Genomic DNA, 22,692 nt, shown 5'->3' with positions numbered 1-22,692 from the left:
GTTCAGCGATTTTTCACATCAATTAATTATAGCATGCTTTTTTACCTTTGACATTTTCATCTATTAAAACAATGTGAAAGTCTTGTCGTAGCCGAATGGACATATTATAATAGGTCTACTAAAAAATGGCTCCGGAACCGACTGCCGTTTCTCTTTATCATGAACTGAAACGGAATCAGCTGCAGACAAATCTTCCCGGGCCGAACAAAGAGAGAAGTACGCGTCCTAATGAATGGTCTCCGCAAAGTCAATCAGAACGGCAGGAACACGACGGCCAATGTCCATGAACTGACGGCCGTTTGTATGCTGGCAGGAAAAATACTGCTGGAAAATGGTGCAGAAACGTACCGCGTCGAAGATACGATGAACCGGCTGGCACGAAGTTTCTCAGTTTATGAGGCACAGAGCTTTGTGACTCCGACCGGCATCATTTTCGCGATTGAGGGCTGCGATGTCACGCAGGTTGTCCGGATTACCCACCGGGGGACGAATCTGCGCAAAGTCACCGAGGTCAACAGCCTCTCTCGTCTGGCTGCCGGCGGGAAAACGGATCTGGAATCGACTCATGAACAGTTAAAAAGGATCGACCGGTCGACAAGAGGCTATAAGGAATGGCTGCAGATTTTAGCGGCAGCCATTGCCAGCAGCTGTTTCCTTCTCATGTTCCTGGGAAAATGGAACGATCTGCTGCCTGCTTTTATTGCCGGGGGCGCCGGTCAGGCCGGTGTCATATATTTTCACCGGCTGACACGGGTTAAATTTTTCTCTGAATTCATGTCATCGATTCTGATCGGACTGATTGCCTGGGCGAGCGTCAAGGCCGGGATCGGTATGGAAATCAATAAAATTATCATCGGCGCGGTCATGCCGTTGGTGCCCGGGGTACCCATTACCAATGCGGTCCGGGATGTCATGGCGGGCGACCTGGTATCCGGCCTCTCAAAATCAGCCGAAGCAGGACTCACTGCATTTGCGATTGGGACCGGGGTTGCATTTGCGCTGGCATTGAATTGAGGTGGAGGACGTGAGTTTCGCAATCATTTTTCTCATTCAGGCCATAACCAGTTTCATTGCGACCTGTGCGTTCGGTATTATTTATAATATCCCATTGAAGCCACTGGTACACGGCGGCTTGATCGGGAGCATTGCCTGGCTGATTTATTTCTTCCTGTATCAATCGAACGGTAACGATTTTCTTGCGACATTCGTTGCTTCGTTTGTCATTGCGCTGATGAGCCAGATCTTTGCCCGTCTTTGCAAAAATCCGGTGATTCTGTACAGTGTCTCGGGCATTATCCCGCTGGTTCCCGGTGGGCTGACTTATACAATTATGAGCCGGGCGGTGGGGGACAATTATAATCTTGCCATTCATCTCGGTGAGAAAGCATTTGTTCTGTCCGGTGCGATCGCGATGGGCCTGATCTTCGCCGAAGTGCTCTACCAGATCTTTAAAAGGACCTTTCTCCGCTGGAACAGAAATCGTCCGGACCGGATTGCTATTTTCAGAAAATAGCCGAAATTTCCGGGAGACACTGTAAATCGTCAGGCGGATCTGATAGTATACAGGGTAAAGGCTTTTGGCCAGAATAGCTTTAAGGACCTGAAAGATTCAGGAGATGAGAAGATTGAAGATCATCTGTTTTGGGGACAGTGTGACCCGCGGAGTGACCTTTACAAAGGGAAGATTCAGACTAGTCAGAGAGAACTATCCTGTACTGCTCCAGAAACTGCTCGGCGATCAGGATGAAGTAGTTAATAAAGGAGTTTTTAATGATAATTCAGATTTGCTGCTGAAGCGGCTGGATAAGGATGTGCTTCGTCTTCACCCCGACATGGTTCTGATCAATATCGGAGGAAATGACTGCAATTTCCGATGGGATCAGGTCGCGTCGGCGCCTGAGGAGGAGCATATCCCGGTCGTTCCGCTGAACCGCTATCTGGACAATATCCGTCATATAGTTCGGAAAATATCGGATGCCGGTGCCGTTCCGGTGGTAATGAGTCTTTTGCCGCTTGATCCGGTAAGGTACTATCATTCGCTGATGGGCCATTACAGTCATTCCATCGGCCACTGGATCAGCTGCTGCGGCGGAATCGAGCACTGGCACGGAATGTACAATCGCTCGCTGAAGCAGCTTGTTCAGAAGCTGAGCATCCCGTCGCTTGATATCCGCACGCCTTTTAAGGCAAAAGGGGAATTATCCGAACTGATCAATGATGACGGCCTACATCCGACGGCCAAAGGGTACAAAATTATGGCTCAGATTATCTATTCATCCATGGCTGAATTGAAATCTGCTGTCACGAAAAGACATGCTCTGACGTGATTTGCCCGATTTCATGGCAAGGTAACGCAGAAAAGAGAGACGCTCCGCGCAAACGGAGCGTCTCTCTTTTCGTCAAAATTAATTTTCATGATCTTTCATGGCCGATTTCAGAGCATCAGCCAGGCTGTTTCCAAAACCTTCCTGATCCTTGTTGATCTTGCTCAGGATTCGGCGTGTCTCCCGTTTGTCAGCTGCTTTTTCCCGTTTCTCAGCCTTTTCGACAATGCCGCAGTTTCGGCATTGAAAATAGATTCCTGCCTTACCCTTGTGCAATTCCATTTTCTTGTGGCAGTGCGGACAACGGTGATTGGATAACCGCGGATCTTTCCTTTTCCGGTAGCCGCAGGAACGGTTGATGCAAACCAGAACCAGTCCGCCGTCCCGGTCTCTGGCTTCCTTCATCGGTGAGCCGCATTCAGGGCACTTTGTTCCGGTTAAATTCTGGATCTTATAAGCATGGCTGCTGTTCCTTATCCCGGTAATGAGCTGACGGGTGCGTTCGCGGATCTGTTTCATAAAATCGGCGGGATTTCCGGCACCCTTCGCAATATCTTCCAGCTCCCTTTCCCATTTAGCAGTCAGTTCAGGTGACTTTAATTCCGGGCTGACGAGATCGATTAATTGCTTCCCTTTCGGTGTTGGCTGGAGGCGGCCGCCGGCAGTACGGGTAACCGATTCTGCCTGAATCAGTTTCTCAATGATATCCGCTCGCGTCGCCGGCGTCCCTAAACCGTATTTCTCCATTTGTGTCAAGAGATCGGCTTCAGACAGCAGCGCCGGGGGTTCGGTCATTTTCTCCTGCAATTCAACGCTGTCGATCTGAAGTGTCTGGTGTTCCTTAAGCGGTGCACTTAAAGCAGAATTCGCTTTGTGATCCGGATCAGTCACCTCTCTGAACCCGGCCTGAGTCTCGACGGTCTCATGGCTGATCAGCGTTTCGTCACCGGCTTTCAGAACCGTTTTTCTGCTTTCATATTTCCGTTCCGGGTAAAAAAGAGCAAGAAAGCGGATCACGATCATTCGGTACAACTGCTCTTCATCATCCGACAGATCGCTCAGATAGACCGGCTGTTCAGTCGGAATCAAAGCATGATGATCACTGACTTTGGCATTGTTATAGACAAAGTCCGCCAGAACGCGTCCTTTCTGTTTGAAAAGGATCGGGCGCACTTCAGCGCCGAAAACCGACGAGACAGCTTTTAGCCGCTCCGGCATGGTAGCGGCAATATCACGTGTCAGATAGCGTGAATCGGTCCGCGGATAGGTCACTATTTTGTGGTGCTCATACAGATTCTGAAGGACGTTCAGCGTTTTTCTTGCCGAGAAACCGAGCCGCCTGTTTGCTTCCCTCTGGAGTTCTGTCAGATCAAAGGGAAGGGGCTGCCGTTCTTTTTTCGTTTTGACCGTCAGCGACTGAACGACAGCGGACGCATGCTTCAGTTTCTGAACGATCGCATCCGCCTGCTTCCGTTCGAAGATTCTGGACTGTCCGTCACGGCTCCAGTCAGCAGAAATCGATCCGGCCTGAACGTGAATTGTCCAGAAGGGGACAGGCCGGAATGAGCGGATCTCCTGGTCGCGTTTCAGAATCATGGCAAGTGTCGGTGTCTGAACGCGCCCGGCTGAGAGCGAGTCATTATATTTGGTCGTCAGTGCTCTGGAGACATTCAGCCCGACCAGCCAGTCTGCTTCGGACCGGCAAACAGCTGACTGATAAAGTTTGTCATAATCCCGAGAGGGTTTCAGCTGGTTAAATCCTTCGTTGATCGCCCGGTCGGTCTGCGATGAGATCCAGAGCCGCAGCACCGGCTTTTTCCATCTTATTTTATCGATGATCCAGCGGGCGACGAGTTCTCCCTCACGCCCTGCATCTGTTGCAATCACCAGCCGGTCGAGATCATGCCGACCGGCAAGCCGGCGAATTGTACTTAATTGCCCGCTTGTTTTACGGATCGGACGTGTCTCCATATGATCAGGAATGATCGGCAGATCCTCCATCCGCCAGGTTTTGTATCGCGCGTCATATTCCTCAGGCATTTTCAGTTCGATCAGGTGGCCGAGTGCCCAGGTCACAATATAATGGTCTCCTTCAATATAACTGCGGCTGATCTTCCGGCAGCCGAGAACACGGGCAATATCACGGCCGACGCTTGGCTTTTCAGCAAGCACCAGTGTCTTTGCCATTTGAAACATCCCTTCCTCTTACGCCGTTCTGCATTCTGTATTTCCGGTATTCCTTTTTATTATATCGGAGTCGCGCAAAAGTTTCAGACGGATTGAGAAAATAATAAAGTCAGAATAAGTCAAATTATATTTGACCTTTACTGACCAATGGTCTATAATAACTTATGTAAGCGAGGGAGAGAAAGATGAAAGTCAGTCCTTCGTATCCCTGCTAAATTCAAGGAGGAATGCTTTATGGCTAATCTTTATCCAACAAAAAAAGATCGTGACGGATTCTTTGATTTTCTGCCTTCCTGGTTTGACGAATGGGGGCACAATTTCATGCATAATCCGAGCGTTCAGCCATTCGCAGCCGACGTTGAAGAAAAGCAGAACGAATACGATGTGAAGGTAGATCTGCCGGGCGTCGATAAAAAGGATATTCACCTTGATTTTGATCAGGGCGTTCTGACGGTTCAGGCTTCACGTAATCAGGAAACGAATGAAAAAGCGGATGACGGAAGCTTCCTGAGAAAGGAACGCTCAACGGGTTCTTATCTCCGCAGATTCATGCTTGATGACGTGGATGATGAAAAAATCAAAGCATCCTACGATAAAGGTGTTCTGACGATACATCTGCCTAAGAAAGAAAATGCAGATAAATCCGGCAGGATGATCTCGATCGACTAATCAATAAAAAGGACACATGCGTACGCATTTGATGTTATATAGAAAAAACCGGAGGAGTGAACGACATCCTCCGGTTTTTTGCTGTTGAATTCTGCGAAGAAAAATTTTATAATGAGGGCATTGATTTATGAGATATGATTCGTGACCAGAGGTGAGCGTAATGAGTACAACACAGACTGCAATCATTGTGATTCGTTTGATTAAAGAAGCAGCAGTGTATGATCATCAGACGCCCATCTCTTTTTCCATGCAAAGCAACGAATAAACGATGAACGACTATTTTTAACGTTTATTTTTTGTGCAGGCTTCAGGAAAAGAGATTCCGTTTTCCTGAAGCCTCTTTTTTGCATTTCTCTGCAGTTTTATCGTCCGGGGAGGTTGTCCGTTTGCGCATTTTCGTGGATTTATGGTGGTTTTTTAAACAGGAAAGACTGAAATATTTTTTTGGGATTACCTTTCTGATGCTTTCAAGTTTTCTTTCCCTGATCCCTCCGTATGTCGTCGGTATCATTGTCGATGATATACGGAAGAGGAGCCTGAGCCTGCCGGTACTTGCCGCTTGGGTGGGTTTTCTGATCCTGATCGGTACGATTTATTATTTTACCGGCTATGTGTGGCGGCAACTGATCTTCGGCTCATCGATTGTGCTGGCCCGGCAGCTTCGCGGCGATCTTTATCGCCATTTCACCAGAATGTCGCCGAACTTTTACCAGAAACGGCGCATCGGCGACCTGATGGCCCACGCGACCAACGACATCAATGCGGTGCAGAGTGCCGCCGGTGAAGGGATCCTCACACTTGTGGATTCGATCACGATGGGCGGCATGGTGATTATCACAATGGCGGCACTGATTAACTGGAAACTGACGATTATTGCGCTGCTGCCGATGCCGGTAATGGCTGTGCTGACGATGTATTACGGTTCACTTATGCATAAACGATTCGGCGTGGCTCAGGAGGCCTTTTCCGATCTGAACGATAAGGTTCAGGAAAATATTTCCGGTGTCCGGGTCATCAAGGCATTTGGCGAGGAATCGGCCCAGATTAATCTCTTCCGCACTGCATCACAGGATGTGGTGAATAAAAACATGGCTGTGGCCCGGATCGATGCTCTGTTTGATCCGACGATTACATTTATTGTTGCTTTGTGCTTTTTTCTGTCGCTCGTCTTCGGCTCGATCTTTGTCGTCGACGGGACACTGTCCATCGGCAAACTGACCAGCTTTACCCTGTACCTCGGCCAGCTTGTCTGGCCGATGCTGGCATTTGGTTTCCTGTTTAATGTTGTCGAACGCGGCAATGCGTCATATGAGCGGATCCGCCGGCTGCTTGCCGTGAAACCGGAAGTCGTCAGCCGCCCTGATGCGTCGGATAAAGTGCCGGGCGGGGATATCCGCTATGCCATTCGTTCGTTCACTTATCCGGGAAGTGCCGCTACAGTTCTGAAGAATATCCATTTTACCCTCGGCAAGGGGCAGACGCTGGGACTGGTCGGGAAGACCGGTGCGGGGAAGACGACTTTGCTTCGTCTGCTGCTGCGCGAGTTTGATCTGACGGACGGCGGGATTTTCATCGGCGGACAATCGATTATGGGAATGACCCTGGAGGCACTGCGAAGCGCTATCGGTTATGTGCCGCAGGACCATATTCTCTTTTCAGCAACGATTGCGGAGAATATCGCCTTCGCCCGGCCGGATGCGAGCCGGGAGGAAATCGAGCGTGCGGCGCGGCTGGCCAGCATCCATGAAGACATTCTTCATTTCCCTGACGGTTATGAAACGGTCGTCGGTGAGCACGGAGTGACCTTGTCGGGCGGGCAGAAACAACGGGTGTCGATTGCGCGGGCGCTGCTCGCCGATCCGGAAATTCTGATTTTCGATGATTCGCTGTCGGCCGTCGATGCGCGGACGGAAACGGCGATTCTGAAAGCTTTGCAACAAGAGCGAAGGAATAAAACAACCTTGATTTCCGCCCATCGGCTCAGTGCTGTGGAACATGCCAATCAGATTATTGTTCTGGCTGACGGGCAGATCAGTGAACAGGGCACCCATGATGAGCTGATGAAAGAAAACGGCTGGTATGCCGAAATGTATGCCCATCAGCAGCTTGAGTCTCTGGTATCTGAAGGAGGGACAAATCGTTGAGAGCGGAATTGAACCCGATAAACGAAAATTTGACAGAGAAACATGTCGTCCGCCGTCTGATGCACTATCTGGTACCGTTTAAATCGAGCCTGACTGCAGCTTTCACCTTGCTGCTGATCGGTACTGCTGCCGACGTTCTTGGTCCGATCGTGATGAAAATTTTTATTGATAATTATCTCGCACCGAGGTACTTTCCGTGGCAGCCGCTGACATTTCTCGGAGCCGGATTTGTGGGGCTCTTTGCCATCTCTGCGTTATTTAACTATCTTCAGGTGCTGATGTTCCAGAAAATCGCCCTGAATGTTGTCCAGAAGATCCGTGTCGATGTCTTCAGCAAGGTGCAGCATCTGGGCCTGACCTTTTTCGACCGGACGCCGGGCGGAAGTCTTGTGTCCCGGATTACCAATGACACGGAAACGATCAAGGATCTGTATGTCAGTGTCCTGTCAACCTTTGTCAGCAGCGGCATCATGATGCTCGGCATCTTTACCGGTATGTTCATTCTGGATGTCCGGCTGGCGCTGATCTGTCTGATTCTGATGCCGTTTCTGCTGGGACTGATGTGGCTTTATGGCCGCCTCAGCGCGAAGATTTATCGGGTTACTCGTGTGAAACTCAGTCAGCTGAATGCGAAACTGAACGAGTCTCTTCAGGGGATGGCCATGATCCAGGCAATGAGGCAGCAGAAACGGATGCGCCGCGAATTCGGCAAGATTAATGACGAGCACCGGACGGCGATGCTGAAGAGTGTCCGTCTGAACAGCCTGATGCTGCGGTCTGCAGTTTATTCCGTCTATCTTCTCGGCCTGATCATGATCCTGAGCTTCTTCGGCATCCAATCAATCGGGGGTGTCGTCCAGATCGGTGTACTCTACGCATTTGTCAATTATCTGGACCGCTTCTTCGATCCGGTGAACCAGATCATGCAGCAGCTGACTCTGTATCAGCAGGCAGTTGTTTCTGCGGAACGTGTTTTCGGATTGCTGGACGATCCGCGAATGGCACCGGTTCAACAGGGAGAGAAGGATCCGCAGATTGAAGAAGGCCGTGTTGAATTCAAAAATGTTACTTTTTCGTACGACGGCAAGACAGATGTTCTGAAAAATATTTCGTTCACAGCCAATCCGGGCGAGACGGTGGCACTTGTCGGTCATACCGGCAGTGGGAAAAGTTCGATTATTAATCTCTTGATGCGTTTCTATCCCGTTGTCCACGGAAGTATTCTCATCGACGGAAAACCGCTGACACAGTACTCTGATCAGCAGCTGCGCAGCAGAGTCGGACTGGTACTCCAGGACCCGTTTATGTTTGTCGGCACCGTGGCTGAAAACATCCGGCTCAGCCATCCTGTTCCCGATGCTTCGGTTCGTGATGCGGCACGGTTTGTCCAGGCAGACCGTTTCATCGAGAAACTCCCGCACCGGTACCAGGAACGAGTCGGTGAACGCGGCACGACCTTCTCAAGCGGACAGCGCCAGCTGATTTCATTTGCCCGGACGATGACGCTTGAACCGAAAGTTCTGGTACTCGATGAAGCGACAGCGAATGTCGATACGGAAACGGAGGAAGCGATTCAGAGGGCATTGCAGCGGATGCGTGAGGGAAGGACTACGATTGCGATTGCGCACAGGCTGTCCACCATTCAGGATGCGGATCAAATTCTGGTTCTGCATCGCGGCGAAATTGTCGAGCGCGGAACACACCAGTCGCTGCTCAGGAAAAAAGGGCTTTATTTCAACATGTATCAGCTGCAGCATGGAAAACTTGCTGAAAATGAAGCCGCTGCCGGCGGTAAGGTGTAAACTGACTGCATGGCTGCAGAGAAGGCATATAATGTAAAGTGTATGGGGTGAATCAAGAAACATGTAAGAGGTGGTTTTCAAACTATGGCAAAGCAAATTGTATCGATCAAAATTCCATTCAGGACAATGAGCACACTGACATTGAAGAGGGCATTGCGCTTGTATGAAAAGATCAAAAAAGGCCAGTGCACGGCTTATTTTTCAATTGAAGGCAGAATGCTTCCGTTAAATAATCTGCCGGAGACGCTCTCTTTGTTGTCCCAGATTCACAGGAAAGAAGTGCTGCTGGTGATCGAAGGAGAAAATGCCGAGCACCTGTACAGGCAGATTAAAGGGTCGATTCAGATTGCCAGGGAAAATGCCAGGGAAAACCCCGGACTCTATAGACAAAACGGATAGGCAGAGTTTAAAGGATAAACAGCATAGAGGATGACAGAGGGGCACCATACTAAATGGTGCTTCTTTTCTATTTTCCGGTGCGGCGGCGATTGTCATGAACAAATATGGTCTGATCGTTCTGAACGAGACATAAATATAACGCATCGGTCAAACTTTCGGGTGGTGAAGGGGGACAAACAGTGTCCGAATTTCTTTCGCTGCCATTTCTGAGGCTTAATCGTAAAGAAGACGACAGGGGAGAAAGCGATGCGAAACAGGAGGACGTGTCACTTGCTGACCATAACCGGAATCGGCCTGATCCTGCTGCAAATGCTGTTTGGTTTGTGGCTTGTGCTGTTTGCATGGATCCCATGGATCCGGCCTGCGATCCCTTTGACGACACCACTAAGTGACAGTACAACGCTGGAAGGAGCAAAAGACAGCCTGGTCCATTTCGGATCCGCGGCGCTGCTTGCCGGAATCTCCGCCAGTCTGACGCTCACGATTGCGGTATCCCTGATGCGAAAAGGCAGGGCTCATGTATTCACCGGCATTTTACTGATCACGGCCGGTGCAGCGAATAGTGTGATTCTGTTTTCAGCAGGATTGCCGGCCGGTGCCGTCCTGATGGCGGCCGGTGTGCTGATGCTCAGCAATGATCGCAAAGGGGAAGAAGGAAAGCAGAAACCGACGTGAACCTTTATTCGTCTGTTTTCTCCCGTGAATCCCTGTTTTCAGCTGCAGCAGTCAGCTTCGGAACGGCATCTTGCCGGCGGTCGATCACCATCTGGGATCGTGTTGTTGCCAGATCAATGGCTTCTTCGTCGAGGAGCGAAAGAATGGCAAAATTAAACTTCTCTTTCAGTTTCAGAAATTCGTCGAGTTCTGTGGCATGGACAAAGAACTGAACCATCAGATTGATACTGGTTGACGTGATCTCGTCCAGATAAACCATCAGGCCTTCATGATAAACCGCATCATCATCTGTCAGCAGCTTGCGAATACGGGTGACGCAGCGGTTCAGTTTTCGATTCGGTGTCTCAAGGTCCAGCGGGATGTTCAGCGAGATGCGGCGCTTGCTCATCCGCGACAGATTGGTAATCGGCTGGTTGGCCAGCGTTGAGTTCGGTACCGTGACCAGTGCCTGATCTGCAGTCCGGATTCGTGTCGACCGGAAATTGATGTCTTCGACGACCCCCTCAACCGTTCCTGACTGGATCAGATCGCCGATCGTGAACGGCGCATCGGTAATGATGACGAGTCCGCCAAAAAGATTGCTGAGGGTATCCTTGGCTGCCATCGCGATCGCCAGTCCGCCGATGCCGAGCCCGGTAATCAGCCCGGTGACATGATAATTCCACTGATCCAGAATCAAAATCACCGTCATGATCACAACAATAAATTTAGCGAGTTTGGCAAGAAACGGAATTACAATCGTATTGAACTGCAGATCAAACCGGTCGCCCATATGGCTGAAGAAAACACCGATCGCATCCGAAAAATAGAAGAAGCCCCAACCAATGGAAAAAGTAGCGGCCGACCCGTAAAAAAGCGAGACAATATGCTTCCATTGCCCGGGCAATGGTAAATACGCCAGTGCCAGATAAATGCCGGTCAGGACAAGGATAAAACGAATCGGCCGGCGAAACGAGGTGATCAGCGCATCGTCCATCTGGCCGTGGCTTAATTTCGACATTTTAGCAATCAGGACAGGAAAATATCTTGAAAAAGCCCATGCGCCAAGACAGAAAGCCAGAAAAATGGCTAACGCGGTTATGCCGCTGCCCCAGGTTATCTGACTGATCCATTGAAATTGATTCACAGTCCGGTCACTCCGAAAAAGCAGATTTCTTTTATCATAGCACGGAATGTATTCCGCCGCATTATCTATCACAGAGCAGCCTGCCCGTTAGCGGGCGGGCTGCTCCTGACAGCGATCGCTGATCAATTCTTTCCTTCTGTGAAGAACTGGAAGGTAATCCCGAACTTATCGGTGACGATACCGTAGGCGGGACTGAAGAAAGTTTCCTGCAGCGGCATGACGACCTGGCCGCCTTCACTCAGTGTGTCAAAAGATTTTCCAGTTTGCTCCTTGCTATCGGAAGTAATACAGATCGTTACCTGATTCCCCGATGTACTGGAAGACTGACCTGGAAAATTATCGGAAAACATCAGATCAGAATCACCGATTTTTATCATCGCGTGCGAAATCAGATTTTTCGCCGCTTCCGGGAGGGGAAAATCGGGATTTGCGGGCATCTCCGAGAAAGTCTGTTTGAACGTCACCTTAGCGTCCAGAGCTTTTTCATAAAACTGAATTGCTTCACCGGCATTCCCGTTCATCACCAGATATGGGGTTAATGAAAGTGCCAAGCTGGCCAACTCCTTTATGCGTCAATTATTGGTTACCCCCAAAGCCTATCAGATTGCAATACGGGGTTGCAACAAATAGCGACTGAATCCGACACATCCGGCGACAGCAGACCGGACGCACTCTGTATTTAAATAAGAATTGTATCTTGTTATAAACAAGCGTAAACTGTTATTGGTTAACAGGACTGATGGTGTCCGAGTGATTTCGTGTGAAAATCCGTGAATCAATGCGTGAATGAAACTTTTTATAAGTTGCTGCGTAGATAGAAACACTGGGTAGAAGGAGTGACTTTTTTTATGGCCAAAAATTATGACCTGGTACTATTAGGTGGTGGCACGGGCGGTTACGTAGCGGCAATCCGAGCCAGCCAGCTTGGCTTGAAGACAGCGATTGTAGAACGCGATGCTTTGGGCGGCACCTGTCTTCATAAGGGCTGTATTCCGACAAAAGCGTTGCTTCGAAGCGCGGAAGTCTATGCTACCATGAAAAAAAGCGAGGTATTCGGCGTAGAAGTTCCTGACGCAGTGCTTCATTTTGCAAAAGTCCAGGAAAGAAAACAGGACATCGTCAACAAACTGCACCACGGTGTACTGCAGCTGATGAAAAAAGGGAAAATCAATGTCTACAAGGGCTACGGCCGGATGCTTGGTCCGTCGATCTTCTCTCCGCTTTCCGGATCCATCTCTGTCGACTATGGTGATGGACGTGAAAATGATATTTTAACATCAAAAAACGTCATTCTGGCAACAGGTTCCCGGCCGCGTTCATTAAAAGGGCTGGTCATCGACGGTGAGAAAGTGATGACCTCGGACGAAGCGTTAAAGATGACTGAAGTTCCCGGCTCGCTGATCATTGTCGGCGGCGGCGTGATCGGTGCCGAGTGGGCGTCGATGATGGCTGATTTCGGTGCGGAGGTCACAATCATTGAATACCTGGACCGGCTCGTTCCAACGGAAGACCGGGCGATTTCCCAGGCGATGACGCGGAATTTTAAAAAACGCGGTATCCAGGTTTACACGAAAGCCAAAGTGTTGCCGGAAACGCTGAAGAAAGAAGACGGCGTTTCTGTTGATGCAGAAATCAACGGCAAACCGAAGACATTCACCGCGGAAAAAATGCTCGTTTCCGTCGGCAGGCAGCCGAACACCGAAGACATTGGTCTTGAGAATACGTCGATCGAAATGGAAAAAGGACAAATTAAAACAAACGGTTTCGGTCAGACTGCAGAATCGCATATTTATGCGATCGGCGACATTGTCCCCGGGCTGCAGCTGGCCCATGTGGCGGCACGTCAGGGCATCATCGCCGTCGACCATCTGGCTGGTCAAAATGTTGAACCGCTTGATGAGACGCTTGTTCCCAGATGCATCTACACGGCGCCTGAAGCGGCATCGATCGGTCTGACGGAAGAAGAAGCAAAAAAAGATCATGAATTGAAAATCGGCCGCGTTCCGTTCGGCGCGATCGGCAAGGCACTGGTTTACGGTGATTCGGAAGGGTTCGCAAAAATCATTGCGGATAAAAGCAGCGACGATCTGCTCGGTGTTCATATCTACGGACCGCATGCAACGGATCTGATCAGCGAAGTTTCACTGGCACGTCTGCTCGATGCGACGCCGTGGGAAGTTGCAGAGACGATCCATCCGCACCCGACACTGAGTGAGATTATCGGAGAAGCGGCACTGGCCGTTGACGGGAGGGCGATTCATATATGATGAAAACCGGTGAGGAGGAAAATAAAGTGGAAAATCGACATCATGCACTGGGTTTTTCCGATCAGGACGTACTGAATATGTACCGGATTATGCTGACAGCAAGACGGATTGATGAGCGTCTCTGGCTGCTTAACCGGGCAGGAAAGATTCCCTTTGTTGTTTCCTGCCAGGGTCAGGAAGCGGCACAGGTTGGTGCAGCGTTTGCATTGAACCGTGAGAAAGATTATGTGGCCCCTTATTACAGGGATTATGGATTCGTGCTTGCCTGGGGCATGACGGTCCGTGAGATGATGCTGAATAATTTTGCCAAGGCAGAGGATCCGAATTCAGCCGGCAGACAGATGCCGGGTCATTTCGGCGACCGGAAACTGAGAATGCTGACCCATTCATCTCCGGTCACAACGCAGAATCCGCATGCTGTCGGCATTGCGCTGGCGGCAAAGATCAAAGGCGACGACATTGTCAGCTTTGTCACATTCGGTGAAGGTTCCTCCAATCAGGGTGATTTTCATGAAGCGTGCAACTTTGCCGGCGTTCATAAACTGCCCGTCATTTTCATGTGCGAAAATAACCATTATGCCATTTCTGTCGGCTTAAAACATCAGCTGGCCTGTGCGCATGTTTCCGACCGTGCGGCCGGCTACGGGATGTTCGGCAGAACGTTCGACGGCAACGATCCGCTGGCCGCTTACGCAGCAGTAAAAGAAGCGGCAGACCGGGCTCACAGAGGCGAGGGACCTTCACTGCTTGAAGCCAACTGCTACCGGCTGCAGCCGCATACGAGCGATGATAACGATATGACGTACCGGACCAAAGAAGAAGTCGACGCGCACAAGAAGTATGACGGCGTTCTAACTTTTGCCCAGTATTTACGCGACCTTGAAATTTTGACGCCGGACGTCGAACAACAACTGGAAGAACAGATCCGCAGTGAGATCGATGAGGCGACCGACTACGCGGAACAAGCGCCGTTTGCTGATCCTGATTCTGTTCTCCGTTATGTTTATGAGGAAAAGGATTGAGGGGGAGCAGATCATGGCAGTGATTTCATATATCGAAGCAGTGACACAAGCATTAAAAGAAGAAATGGAACGCGATGAGGACGTTTTTGTTTTAGGAGAAGACGTCGGGAAACGCGGCGGTGTTTTTCAGGCAACGAAAGGATTATATGAAGAATTCGGAGAGAAAAGGGTGATCGATACCCCGCTCGCTGAATCGGCAATTGTCGGCGTCGGTATCGGTGCCGCCATGTACGGGCTGCGCCCGGTAGCCGAAATGCAATTTTCCGACTTTATGCTGCCGGCAGCTAATCAGATCATTTCTGAGGCGGCGAAAACCCGATATCGGTCGAATAATGATTGGTCGGCACCGATTACCATCCGTGCACCCTATGGCGGCGGTGTACACGGCGGTCTGTATCATTCTCAGTCGATGGAAGCCATATTCGCCAATGTACCCGGTCTTAAAATTGTCATGCCGTCGACGCCTTATGATGTCAAAGGGCTTTTGAAATCATCAATTCGTTCCAATGATCCGGTCATTTTTTATGAACATAAGCGTGCGTATCGCCTGATTAAAGGTGAAGTGCCCGATCAGGAATATACGTTGCCGATCGGCAAGGCCGATATCAAACGGGAAGGTACGGATGTGACGGTGATCACTTACGGCCTGGCCGTTCATTTTGCCTTGAAAGCAGCAGAAAAACTGGCTGCTGACGGCATATCGACCCATATTCTCGATCTGCGCACCGTCTACCCGCTCGATAAGGAAGCGGTGATCGATGCTGCCCGGAAAACCGGGAAAGTGCTGCTGGTCACTGAGGATACAAAAGAAGGCAGTGTGATCAGCGAAGTTGCGGCCACGATTGCCGAGAACTGCCTGTTTGATCTCGATGCACCGGTCCGTCGGCTGGCTGCTCCGGATGCGCCGTCAATGCCATATGCAGCACCGCTGGAAAAGCAGTTTCTGATCACTCCGGAAAAAGTAGAACAGGCCATTCGCGATCTGGCGGAATTTTAAAAGGGAGGAGGAAGAAAAAATGAGTGTCAGACAAATGGAAATGCCGCAGCTGGGAGAAAGTGTGACGGAAGGAACGATCAGTCAGTGGCTCGTCTCGGTCGGTGACAAGGTCAGTAAATATGATCCGATTGCCGAAATCACGACGGATAAGGTGAATGCTGAGGTTCCGTCCAGTTTCTCCGGAAAAATTACAGCTTTGCTTGCCGAAGAAGGCGACACGCTTCCCGTCGGCAAAGTGATGTGTTCCATCGAAACGAGTGAAGGGGAGCCTGCAGCTGAAGCAGTGCCTGATCAAACATCCGCGGCAACGTCATCAGCGGACACGGATCAGGATCAATCAATGAAGAAGCGCTATTCTCCGGCTGTCCTGCGTCTTGCCCAGGAGAACGATGTCGATCTTGAACAGCTGACCGGTTCAGGCCGGAGCGGGCGCATCACCCGGAAAGACGTAGAACACTTTATCGCGTCCGGAAAGGCCGCACAGCAGCATTCATCATCCGCTCCTTCGGCTGCCCATACCGGAAGTGCCGCATCCTTCTCGGAAGCAGTAGCGCAGGCGGTTCCGAAGCGCAGTGAACCGGCCGTGCAGAGTGAAGCAGGGGATATTGATATACCGCTCACCGGTGTCCGCCGGGCGATCGCCCGGAACATGGTCCGGAGCAAGCATGAAATCCCCCATGCCTGGACGATGATTGAAGTCGATGTCACCAATTTGGTCAATTATCGGAATCAGATAAAAAATATCTTCCATAAAAAAGAAGGGACCAAGCTGACCTACCTGCCCTTCTTCATTAAAGCGATTGTCGCGGCACTTAAGGAATTCCCGCGGATCAACAGTACATGGGCCGGAGACCGGATCATTGAAAAAAAGGCCGTGAATATTTCTCTCGCCGTTGCTGCAGAGGACGCTTTGTATGTTCCGGTGATCCGCCACGCCGATGAGAAGAGCATCAAGGGTCTGGCAATTGCCGTCAATGAGATGGCCGCCAAGGTCCGGGAGAACCGTCTGTCACCCGATGATATGCAGGGCGGAACGTTTACCATCAATAATACCGGCTCGTTCGGATCGATTGAATCCCAGCCGATCATCAACTATCCTCAGGCAGCCATTCTGTCGATCGAGTCGATCGTCAAACGTCCGGTTGTGGTCAACGACATGATCGCTATCCGCGATATGGTCAACCTTTGTATTTCCATCGACCATCGTGTACTGGACGGATTGGTTACGGGTCACTTCCTTGCCCGCGTTAAGGAGCGGCTGGAAAATATATCTCCGGAAAATACGCCGATCTATTGATGAACACGCAACACGTTATTGTTATATAAAGGGGCTTAAATGAAGCAAAACCCTTTTGACCACATACTTATAAAATCATGGTTCTTGCCGCATAAAATGTGTGCGGCATTTTTTTCGCTTATTTTAGCTCTCATGCTCGTATACCACTAAAAAGGGCACTGGGTTCAGAGTGCCCTTTGAAAAGGAGATTGGGGAAGGCAATTTCGGCGACTATACGATTACTGCCTTTAATAGATGAAGGAAGCACCAACAATAATCAAGAGAATGAACAGCACAACAATTAAGACAAAATCGTTTTTGTGCCCATAACCGCCACCATATCCACCATCATAACTCATTGAGCGACACCTCTTTTTCACGTGATACTACATTCTATGAACCTGATCAGTAAGTGAAAGGGACAAATGCAGGAATGAAAACGTCCGTTTTGATGCAGTTGACAGCCAAAATGATTTTAAAATGGGCGATCAATGATGAACAACGACCTATTTGTGGGAATAAACGTTCTTATTTTACCCTCATTCTTCCAGGATGAGGCGCTTTTTTGTGCACGTAATACGGTGGGTGCGGATTCAGTTCTTTCATCGCCGGCACCAAGATCGTACAATTGTCCTGCCGAATGATTCAGTGTCGTCCGAGAATGCCCCGCCCACAGACGCGGAGGCACTGGTTTTCCGTGTGCCCTGATCCAGCGTTCAACGGGTGTCGTCGTGACATGGGACGATGGAAAATAAAAATAGCGGATCTGGTGATGATCAATGAGCTGATCCAGACGAACGGGCGTGAGTATTGGATCGGTACCATTAAATCCGCCGATGGCCATCACCGGCTTTTGCGTCTTGATAATATAGGGAGCGGCAGTTGGCGCGTCTGTTGTTCCAAAAAGAAAAGTGTGAGGCTTCTGGTGCAGGAACAGATAGTGAATCAGACGGTTGTTGGTTCGGTTGCCCTGCTGAATGGCCGTCTGCTGACTTTTTAATTGCGGTCCGGCTTCAGGAAGCGCATGGTTGCCGCCGTACAGCACAGGGGTCAGAGACCAGTATACCGGGGCAATCGCCAGCAGGGTTGCCAATGCGGCGCCACTAAATCGTACCAATGATCTGTGTGACGCATGCGTCGTATCAGAACGGCCCCAAAGAAAGAGCAGGCAGAGACCCGTGATGGCGAATAATAGTCCGGCAACGCCTTGATAATAGCCAATATATAGCGACTGCAACAGAAGTACAGTAAGCAGAGATACCGGGAAAACAATCGGTCTCAGTCCCGGCAACTGAGTAAACCGCCGGTACATGGCGGGCAGCGCAATGCCGCATAGCGCAGCAATCGGCGGGGCGATCATCACAAAATAATAGCGATGAAGAAATCCGGCAAAACTGAACAAGCTGAAAGCCGGCAGGAAATAGATGATCCAGAACAGGATCTCCCGTCCTTCCATGCTGCGATACCAGCTTGGGCCGTCTTTCCTGCGCAGCCGGATCAGAACGAATGCGATACCGAAAAAAACGAAGGGGAGAAACCAGCTGATCTGGGTGCCGTAACCGACCCGGAACAGCCGGGCAACCCCTTTTGATGCCACAGAAGGATAAGTTTTCGTTTTCAAATCAAGCCCTGACGCCTGACCGCTCAGCCGCTGCGTTCCGTTGTAGCCAAATGCCAAATCAGTTTCCGAATTTTTCATACTGCTGCCGATAAAGGGCCGTGACTGGCTGGGAATGGCATCTACTACGGTTGTCCAGGAAAGCGACACGACAATAAGGATAATAAGTGCTGTTGCCAGTGAGCCGATGCTTCTCCGCGTGATTTTACCAGAACGAATCAGATGAAGAAAGATAAATGCCGGCAAAATCAGATAAGCTTCCAGCATTTTGATGTTAAAAGCCAGTCCGATGACTGCAAACGCAAGGAACAGCCGGCGGCGGCTTCCGGATGTCCGACGCGATGCACGGAACAGGAAAAGGGTGGCCAGCAGCAGGAAGAAGACGAGCAGCGAGTCGACATTATTGGTTCGGGACACGGCGACCGCCACGGGTGTGATCGCCAGAATCAGCGCGGCAATCCGGGCGCTGACAACACCGAAAGCGGGCCGGATCAGAAGATAGATCAAAAGAACGGATCCTGAACCGGCGAGCGCCTGCGGGAGGACGACACTCCAGCCGTGGATGCCGAAAACAACCGCGAAAACAGTCTGAATCCATAAAGCAAGCGGCGGCTTATCAATGGAAACAAAGCCAGCCGGGTCGAATGAGGCAAAGAAAAAGTTGTGGAAATTCTGCACCATGCTGACGACGGCAGCCAGATAATAAGGGTTCGCCATCCCAATGGTTGAGATCCCCACTGTATTCAGAATGATCGACAGAAACAGGATCAGAATCAGGTAAGCGTCTGTCCTGTTGCTCAGATTTTTCAAAATTCAAGGCCCCCGGTTCTTAAGCACGATACCCGTATTTGAGACTTACGGGTATAAAGAACAAGATCGTTCACCACAAACACGATCCGTCAGGAAGAAGTGCATTGATCCTGAGTTTCTGCGGCTGACTTGCCCTTTCGGACCTCGTTGCCGGAAGTTGCATAACGCCTTATATGTAACGATCGGCGCAGGGATAGGCCTGCAGAGAAACAGTCAATCGCCGTACCGGTCAGAAGCCCGGCAAGCACATCACTTGGGTAATGGACGCCAAGATATACTCTTGAGAGCATCACCATGAGAATCGCCGCACCGCAGACGAGTACCGAGGCGATCCGTATCAGCCGCTGACGCGCGTAGCGCAGCGAGAGGATGATCAGTAAGCCGAAAAACAGTGTTGCTGCAGTGGCGTGACCGCTCGGGTAACTGAAACCGGATTCAATAAGTATGCGGTGAATCGCCGGTCTCGGCCGGCCAAACAGCTGTTTCAGCAATGGATTGACAATTATTGAGCCAAACAGCAGGGTGGCCAGGAACCAAAGCGCGGCACCGCTTTTATTTATAGAGATAAGGAAGACAACAAGTAAAAGCGACAGCAGGGCAATGGCTGCCGGGCTGCCTAACTGCGTCATCGAGAGCATGAGACGGATGCCGGATGCTGAAATTCCGGATTGAACAAGTTGAATCAGATTCCTGTCCGCCCAGGATACATACGAAGAAGCAAGGGAAATCATCAGACTCTCGAGAAGAAACAGAATCAACGCGATGCTTCCGATCAGGAAAAAGAGATGTTCCTTTCTCAATGAATTACCATTCAAATCAGTCATGCTCCGTTTCGTTAGTCCGTTTTTCTAAAAACTATTATACCGAATGCGGCATCGCTCTTTCATTGACAACACATGAGATCATGATTAAACGAAGATTAGAAAAATCTCATGTTTAATTTTTTTGACATTTTTGCTATTCAACCGTCGTTTTGATTACAATCGCTGGTGTTCTGAAGTGATCTGAATGTGACCTTGTTACGAAGGGATAATCATCATTTCGCAGGTGATTCTTTTGAAAAACCGGAAAAGACCATTAATTGTCACTTTCTCACTGTTGTCCGGACTGATGGTCCTGTCCATTTTATTTCTGAGTGTCCTCTTTCCTGCCTTTGACTGGGTACGAAAGAAATTATATCTTGGCAGTCAGTTTCACTCCTTACGCATTACGGCCGCACTGCTCGTCTTTGCTGCTGTCGCTGTTTCGTTTTATTTTTTACTTTATACTCTTCTCTTACAGTTCGGGCATTACGGTAAACAGGTGACGGCGGCATTTCTCTGGACTGTGACGCTGCTGGTTGAAACCGGTATCATTATATGCTTCCACGGGATTCTGCCACCCGGATATGACGGGGGGCATACTTATGCGCAGGCGGTTGATCTGATCAAAAATGACGGACTGGTTTCCGGATATTTCCAGATTTATCCGAATAACATCGGGGTAACCGTCGTCAGATACTGGCTCTATCGGCTGTTCTCTTTCGGAAATCCGGCGGCCTATCCTTATATTGATCAGGTTGCCTGCGCCGCCTCACTGACTGCAGGTATCTTCTTTTCGTGGAAGTTTATCAAGGAATCTTTGAGCGCTGAAGCTGCTCACGTCATGCTGCTGATGACGCTGACCTGTTTTCCACTCTTCCTCTATATCGTCTACTTTTATACAGATTCCGTTAGCATGATGTTTCCGCCGCTTCTGCTCTATTTGACTTACAGATACAGGAAAACCGGGAAAATCAGCGATATTCTCCTGATCGGTTTGTTTCTGGCAGTCAGCTGTCAGATTCGAATCAACATGATCCTGATGCTCCCTGCGCTGATCCTCTATTATTTCCTCATCCGTCAGCCGAAAAAGGTGCTGGTCGGCCTCGTGGTCTGCGCCGTCTCGCTTTTCGCTGTCACAACGGCCACTCAGAGTTATATACAGTCGCTTGGATTCACTAAAAATCTGAAGCTGCAGATGCCGGCGTCGGACTGGCTGCTGATGGGGCTGTCTCATTCCGGAAGATATAATATAAAGGATTACAATCGGGCCATGAAGCAGCCGACAGCGCAGCGAAAACAGCAGGTGGTATTTAAGGCAATTCAGCACCGGATCAAAAGCAAGGGCTTGATCCGTATGGGCGGCACATGGATATTGAAGGATGCACGCGTTTTCGGAGACGGCCTGCAGGCTTATTACTGGCAAACCTATGATACAACGGATTATTCTGTTCCCTACAATTACCTCTACGGCAATGAAAAACAACTGACGGTTTTCCTGATACAGGTATTTCATGTTGCCGTCCTCATTCCGCTGGCGTTTGCCGTGCTGCGCTTATTCCGGAAAAAACAAGCTGATGAAAATCTGTTTATTCAGTTATGCCTGTTCGGAAGCTTTATTTTCTACGTCTTTATCTGGGAAGCGGAGCCGCGTTATTCTCTCCTGTTTACACTGCTTGAGCTTTGTGGATCGGCATATGGCATTGTTGAAATGCACGACCTGTATAAAAAGTATTTAAACAGCCAACAGTCACGGCCCGGTCGTATTCTTCCGGTGATGCTGAGTCTGTTGTGCCTGTTTGGCGCCGTGATGGCGGCGGGTTATCAAAATGAACGCTTATTCACACAAACGCAGGAACAGCAGAAGCTGTTTTGTGTTGATCAGACGTCGCATAGAGGGCATCAAGCTGTCCGGGTCAGCCGGATGCACGATGCCGGCCAGACTTTTCTGGCAACCCGGACCTTTGACCATCTCGCCCTCCAGATGAGCGGGCACAGAGGAACAGCGATCTATCAGGCCGGGATTACCGATTTAAAGCATCACACAGTGTATGGAAGGACCAATTTCCGGATTTATCCCGGTAAAAAAACACGTCTTATTATGCTTCACTGGATCCGCAGAAAAGTGTTCACCGGCAAACCCGGCTATTTGCTCACGATCCGGCAGATCCACGGTTCGAAGGGTGCTGCGCTTGATTTGAGCATGAACGGTACCGGTTTATACGGCAAATGGGACACTTATCCCGGCGGCGCACTCTATGAAAACGGCCGGCGGATGCCTGACTATGATCTGACATTCCAGGTCTACCGGACAGTCACGCATCCGTATATGGGTGATGAACTCTATGATGCCTTAATCGTTCTCCCGCTGGGCATCCTGCTTATACTGATGTTTGAAACATTAAACGGGATCAGAAGAACCCGGCCGCAACAGGGGGGCGCGGCGAATCAGACATAAGCAGCAGCTTTCCATCGAACTTGCTGCTGTTCGCAAGGGGTGAATGACGTATATAATGACTAGTGAGCTGTTGCTGATTCGCCTGCCGGTATGCAGGGCCCGCGTGGAAAAGAAAACT

At 50.0% G+C, this 22,692-nt stretch carries 19 protein-coding genes; 13 read left to right on the top strand and 6 right to left on the bottom strand.

What is annotated here, in order from left to right; all coding sequences use genetic code 11:
- Positions 1-228: 228 nt before the first annotated feature.
- The 3 genes from D889_RS0106110 to D889_RS0106100 all read left to right on the top strand — a co-directional run bounded on the left by D889_RS0106110 (position 229) and on the right by D889_RS0106100 (position 2,327).
- A complete protein-coding gene (locus D889_RS0106110; protein ID WP_010632321.1) occupies positions 229-1,014 on the top strand; it encodes a threonine/serine exporter family protein in 786 nt (261 codons plus the stop codon).
- Positions 1,015-1,024: 10 nt separating this feature from the next.
- A complete protein-coding gene (locus tag D889_RS0106105; RefSeq protein WP_010632322.1) occupies positions 1,025-1,513 on the top strand; it encodes a threonine/serine exporter family protein in 489 nt (162 codons plus the stop codon).
- 112 nt (positions 1,514-1,625) lie between these two features.
- Entirely contained in the window at positions 1,626-2,327 is a 702-nt protein-coding gene (locus tag D889_RS0106100) for an SGNH/GDSL hydrolase family protein (protein ID WP_010632323.1), read from the top strand.
- A gap of 78 nt (positions 2,328-2,405) precedes the next feature.
- Here D889_RS0106100 and D889_RS0106095 read toward each other — a convergent pair whose 3' ends face one another.
- Positions 2,406-4,511 carry a DNA topoisomerase III gene (locus tag D889_RS0106095; RefSeq protein ID WP_010632324.1) on the bottom strand — a complete coding sequence of 702 codons (2,106 nt, stop codon included), beginning with the start codon at positions 4,509-4,511 and terminating at the stop codon, positions 2,406-2,408.
- A gap of 234 nt (positions 4,512-4,745) precedes the next feature.
- On the opposite strand from D889_RS0106095, the gene D889_RS0106090 reads away from it, so the two are divergent.
- The 5 genes from D889_RS0106090 to D889_RS0106065 all read left to right on the top strand — a co-directional run bounded on the left by D889_RS0106090 (position 4,746) and on the right by D889_RS0106065 (position 10,200).
- The gene (locus tag D889_RS0106090) at positions 4,746-5,180 is read left to right on the top strand and encodes an Hsp20/alpha crystallin family protein (RefSeq protein ID WP_010632325.1); all 435 of its coding nucleotides are present in this window, start codon (positions 4,746-4,748) and stop codon (positions 5,178-5,180) included.
- 386 nt (positions 5,181-5,566) lie between these two features.
- Positions 5,567-7,324 carry an ABC transporter transmembrane domain-containing protein gene (locus tag D889_RS0106080; protein WP_010632326.1) on the top strand — a complete coding sequence of 586 codons (1,758 nt, stop codon included), beginning with the start codon at positions 5,567-5,569 and terminating at the stop codon, positions 7,322-7,324.
- Positions 7,321-9,126: an ABC transporter ATP-binding protein gene (locus D889_RS0106075; protein WP_010632327.1), complete on the top strand. Its 1,806-nt coding sequence runs from the start codon at positions 7,321-7,323 to the stop codon at positions 9,124-9,126. The genes D889_RS0106080 and D889_RS0106075 overlap by 4 nt, the downstream gene beginning before the upstream one ends.
- Positions 9,127-9,210: 84 nt before the next feature.
- On the top strand, positions 9,211-9,525 hold the full coding sequence (locus D889_RS0106070; protein WP_010632328.1) for a hypothetical protein: 315 nt from the start codon (positions 9,211-9,213) through the stop codon (positions 9,523-9,525).
- Positions 9,526-9,795: 270 nt separating this feature from the next.
- A complete protein-coding gene (locus D889_RS0106065) occupies positions 9,796-10,200 on the top strand; it encodes a hypothetical protein (RefSeq protein ID WP_010632329.1) in 405 nt (134 codons plus the stop codon).
- Positions 10,201-10,204: 4 nt separating this feature from the next.
- Here the strand turns inward: D889_RS0106065 and D889_RS0106060 are convergent, their stop codons facing one another.
- Positions 10,205-11,326, bottom strand: a complete 1,122-nt coding sequence (locus D889_RS0106060; protein WP_238537678.1) for a mechanosensitive ion channel family protein — start codon at positions 11,324-11,326, stop codon at positions 10,205-10,207.
- 122 nt (positions 11,327-11,448) lie between these two features.
- On the bottom strand, positions 11,449-11,877 hold the full coding sequence (locus D889_RS0106055; RefSeq protein WP_010632331.1) for a VOC family protein: 429 nt from the start codon (positions 11,875-11,877) through the stop codon (positions 11,449-11,451).
- 297 nt (positions 11,878-12,174) lie between these two features.
- Here D889_RS0106055 and lpdA point away from each other — a divergent pair, with 297 nt between their 5' ends.
- From lpdA to D889_RS0106035, 4 genes are read left to right on the top strand one after another with little or no spacing between them, the layout of a single operon-like run.
- Positions 12,175-13,593 (top strand): dihydrolipoyl dehydrogenase, encoded by a 1,419-nt coding sequence (gene lpdA / locus D889_RS0106050; protein WP_010632332.1) that lies wholly within the window; start codon positions 12,175-12,177, stop codon positions 13,591-13,593.
- Positions 13,590-14,615 carry a thiamine pyrophosphate-dependent dehydrogenase E1 component subunit alpha gene (locus D889_RS0106045; protein ID WP_010632333.1) on the top strand — a complete coding sequence of 342 codons (1,026 nt, stop codon included), beginning with the start codon at positions 13,590-13,592 and terminating at the stop codon, positions 14,613-14,615. Before lpdA ends, D889_RS0106045 begins: the two co-directional genes overlap by 4 nt.
- Before the next feature lie 13 nt (positions 14,616-14,628).
- Positions 14,629-15,612 carry an alpha-ketoacid dehydrogenase subunit beta gene (locus tag D889_RS0106040; RefSeq protein WP_010632334.1) on the top strand — a complete coding sequence of 328 codons (984 nt, stop codon included), beginning with the start codon at positions 14,629-14,631 and terminating at the stop codon, positions 15,610-15,612.
- 19 nt (positions 15,613-15,631) lie between these two features.
- Positions 15,632-16,909, top strand: coding sequence for a dihydrolipoamide acetyltransferase family protein (locus D889_RS0106035; RefSeq protein ID WP_010632335.1), 1,278 nt, complete (start codon positions 15,632-15,634; stop codon positions 16,907-16,909).
- Between the two features lie 227 nt (positions 16,910-17,136).
- On the opposite strand, the gene D889_RS15385 is transcribed toward D889_RS0106035, so the two are convergent.
- From D889_RS15385 to D889_RS0106020, 3 genes are all read right to left on the bottom strand, one after another.
- Positions 17,137-17,247 carry a YjcZ family sporulation protein gene (locus tag D889_RS15385; protein ID WP_010632336.1) on the bottom strand — a complete coding sequence of 37 codons (111 nt, stop codon included), beginning with the start codon at positions 17,245-17,247 and terminating at the stop codon, positions 17,137-17,139.
- A gap of 116 nt (positions 17,248-17,363) precedes the next feature.
- Positions 17,364-19,316, bottom strand: a complete 1,953-nt coding sequence (locus D889_RS0106025) for a glycosyltransferase family 39 protein (RefSeq protein ID WP_010632337.1) — start codon at positions 19,314-19,316, stop codon at positions 17,364-17,366.
- A gap of 89 nt (positions 19,317-19,405) precedes the next feature.
- Entirely contained in the window at positions 19,406-20,140 is a 735-nt protein-coding gene (locus tag D889_RS0106020) for a phosphatase PAP2 family protein (RefSeq protein WP_248676829.1), read from the bottom strand.
- A gap of 232 nt (positions 20,141-20,372) precedes the next feature.
- Between D889_RS0106020 and D889_RS0106015 the strand changes: the two genes are divergently transcribed.
- Positions 20,373-22,574, top strand: a complete 2,202-nt coding sequence (locus tag D889_RS0106015; protein WP_010632339.1) for a glycosyltransferase family 39 protein — start codon at positions 20,373-20,375, stop codon at positions 22,572-22,574.
- Positions 22,575-22,692 lie beyond the last annotated feature (118 nt).

The organism is Sporolactobacillus vineae DSM 21990 = SL153, assembly GCF_000377985.1.
In the GTDB taxonomy this organism is placed as follows: domain Bacteria; phylum Bacillota; class Bacilli; order Bacillales; family Sporolactobacillaceae; genus Sporolactobacillus; species Sporolactobacillus vineae.
Note: the sequence above shows the minus strand (reverse complement) of the source record. Positions and strands in the feature narration are given on the sequence as shown.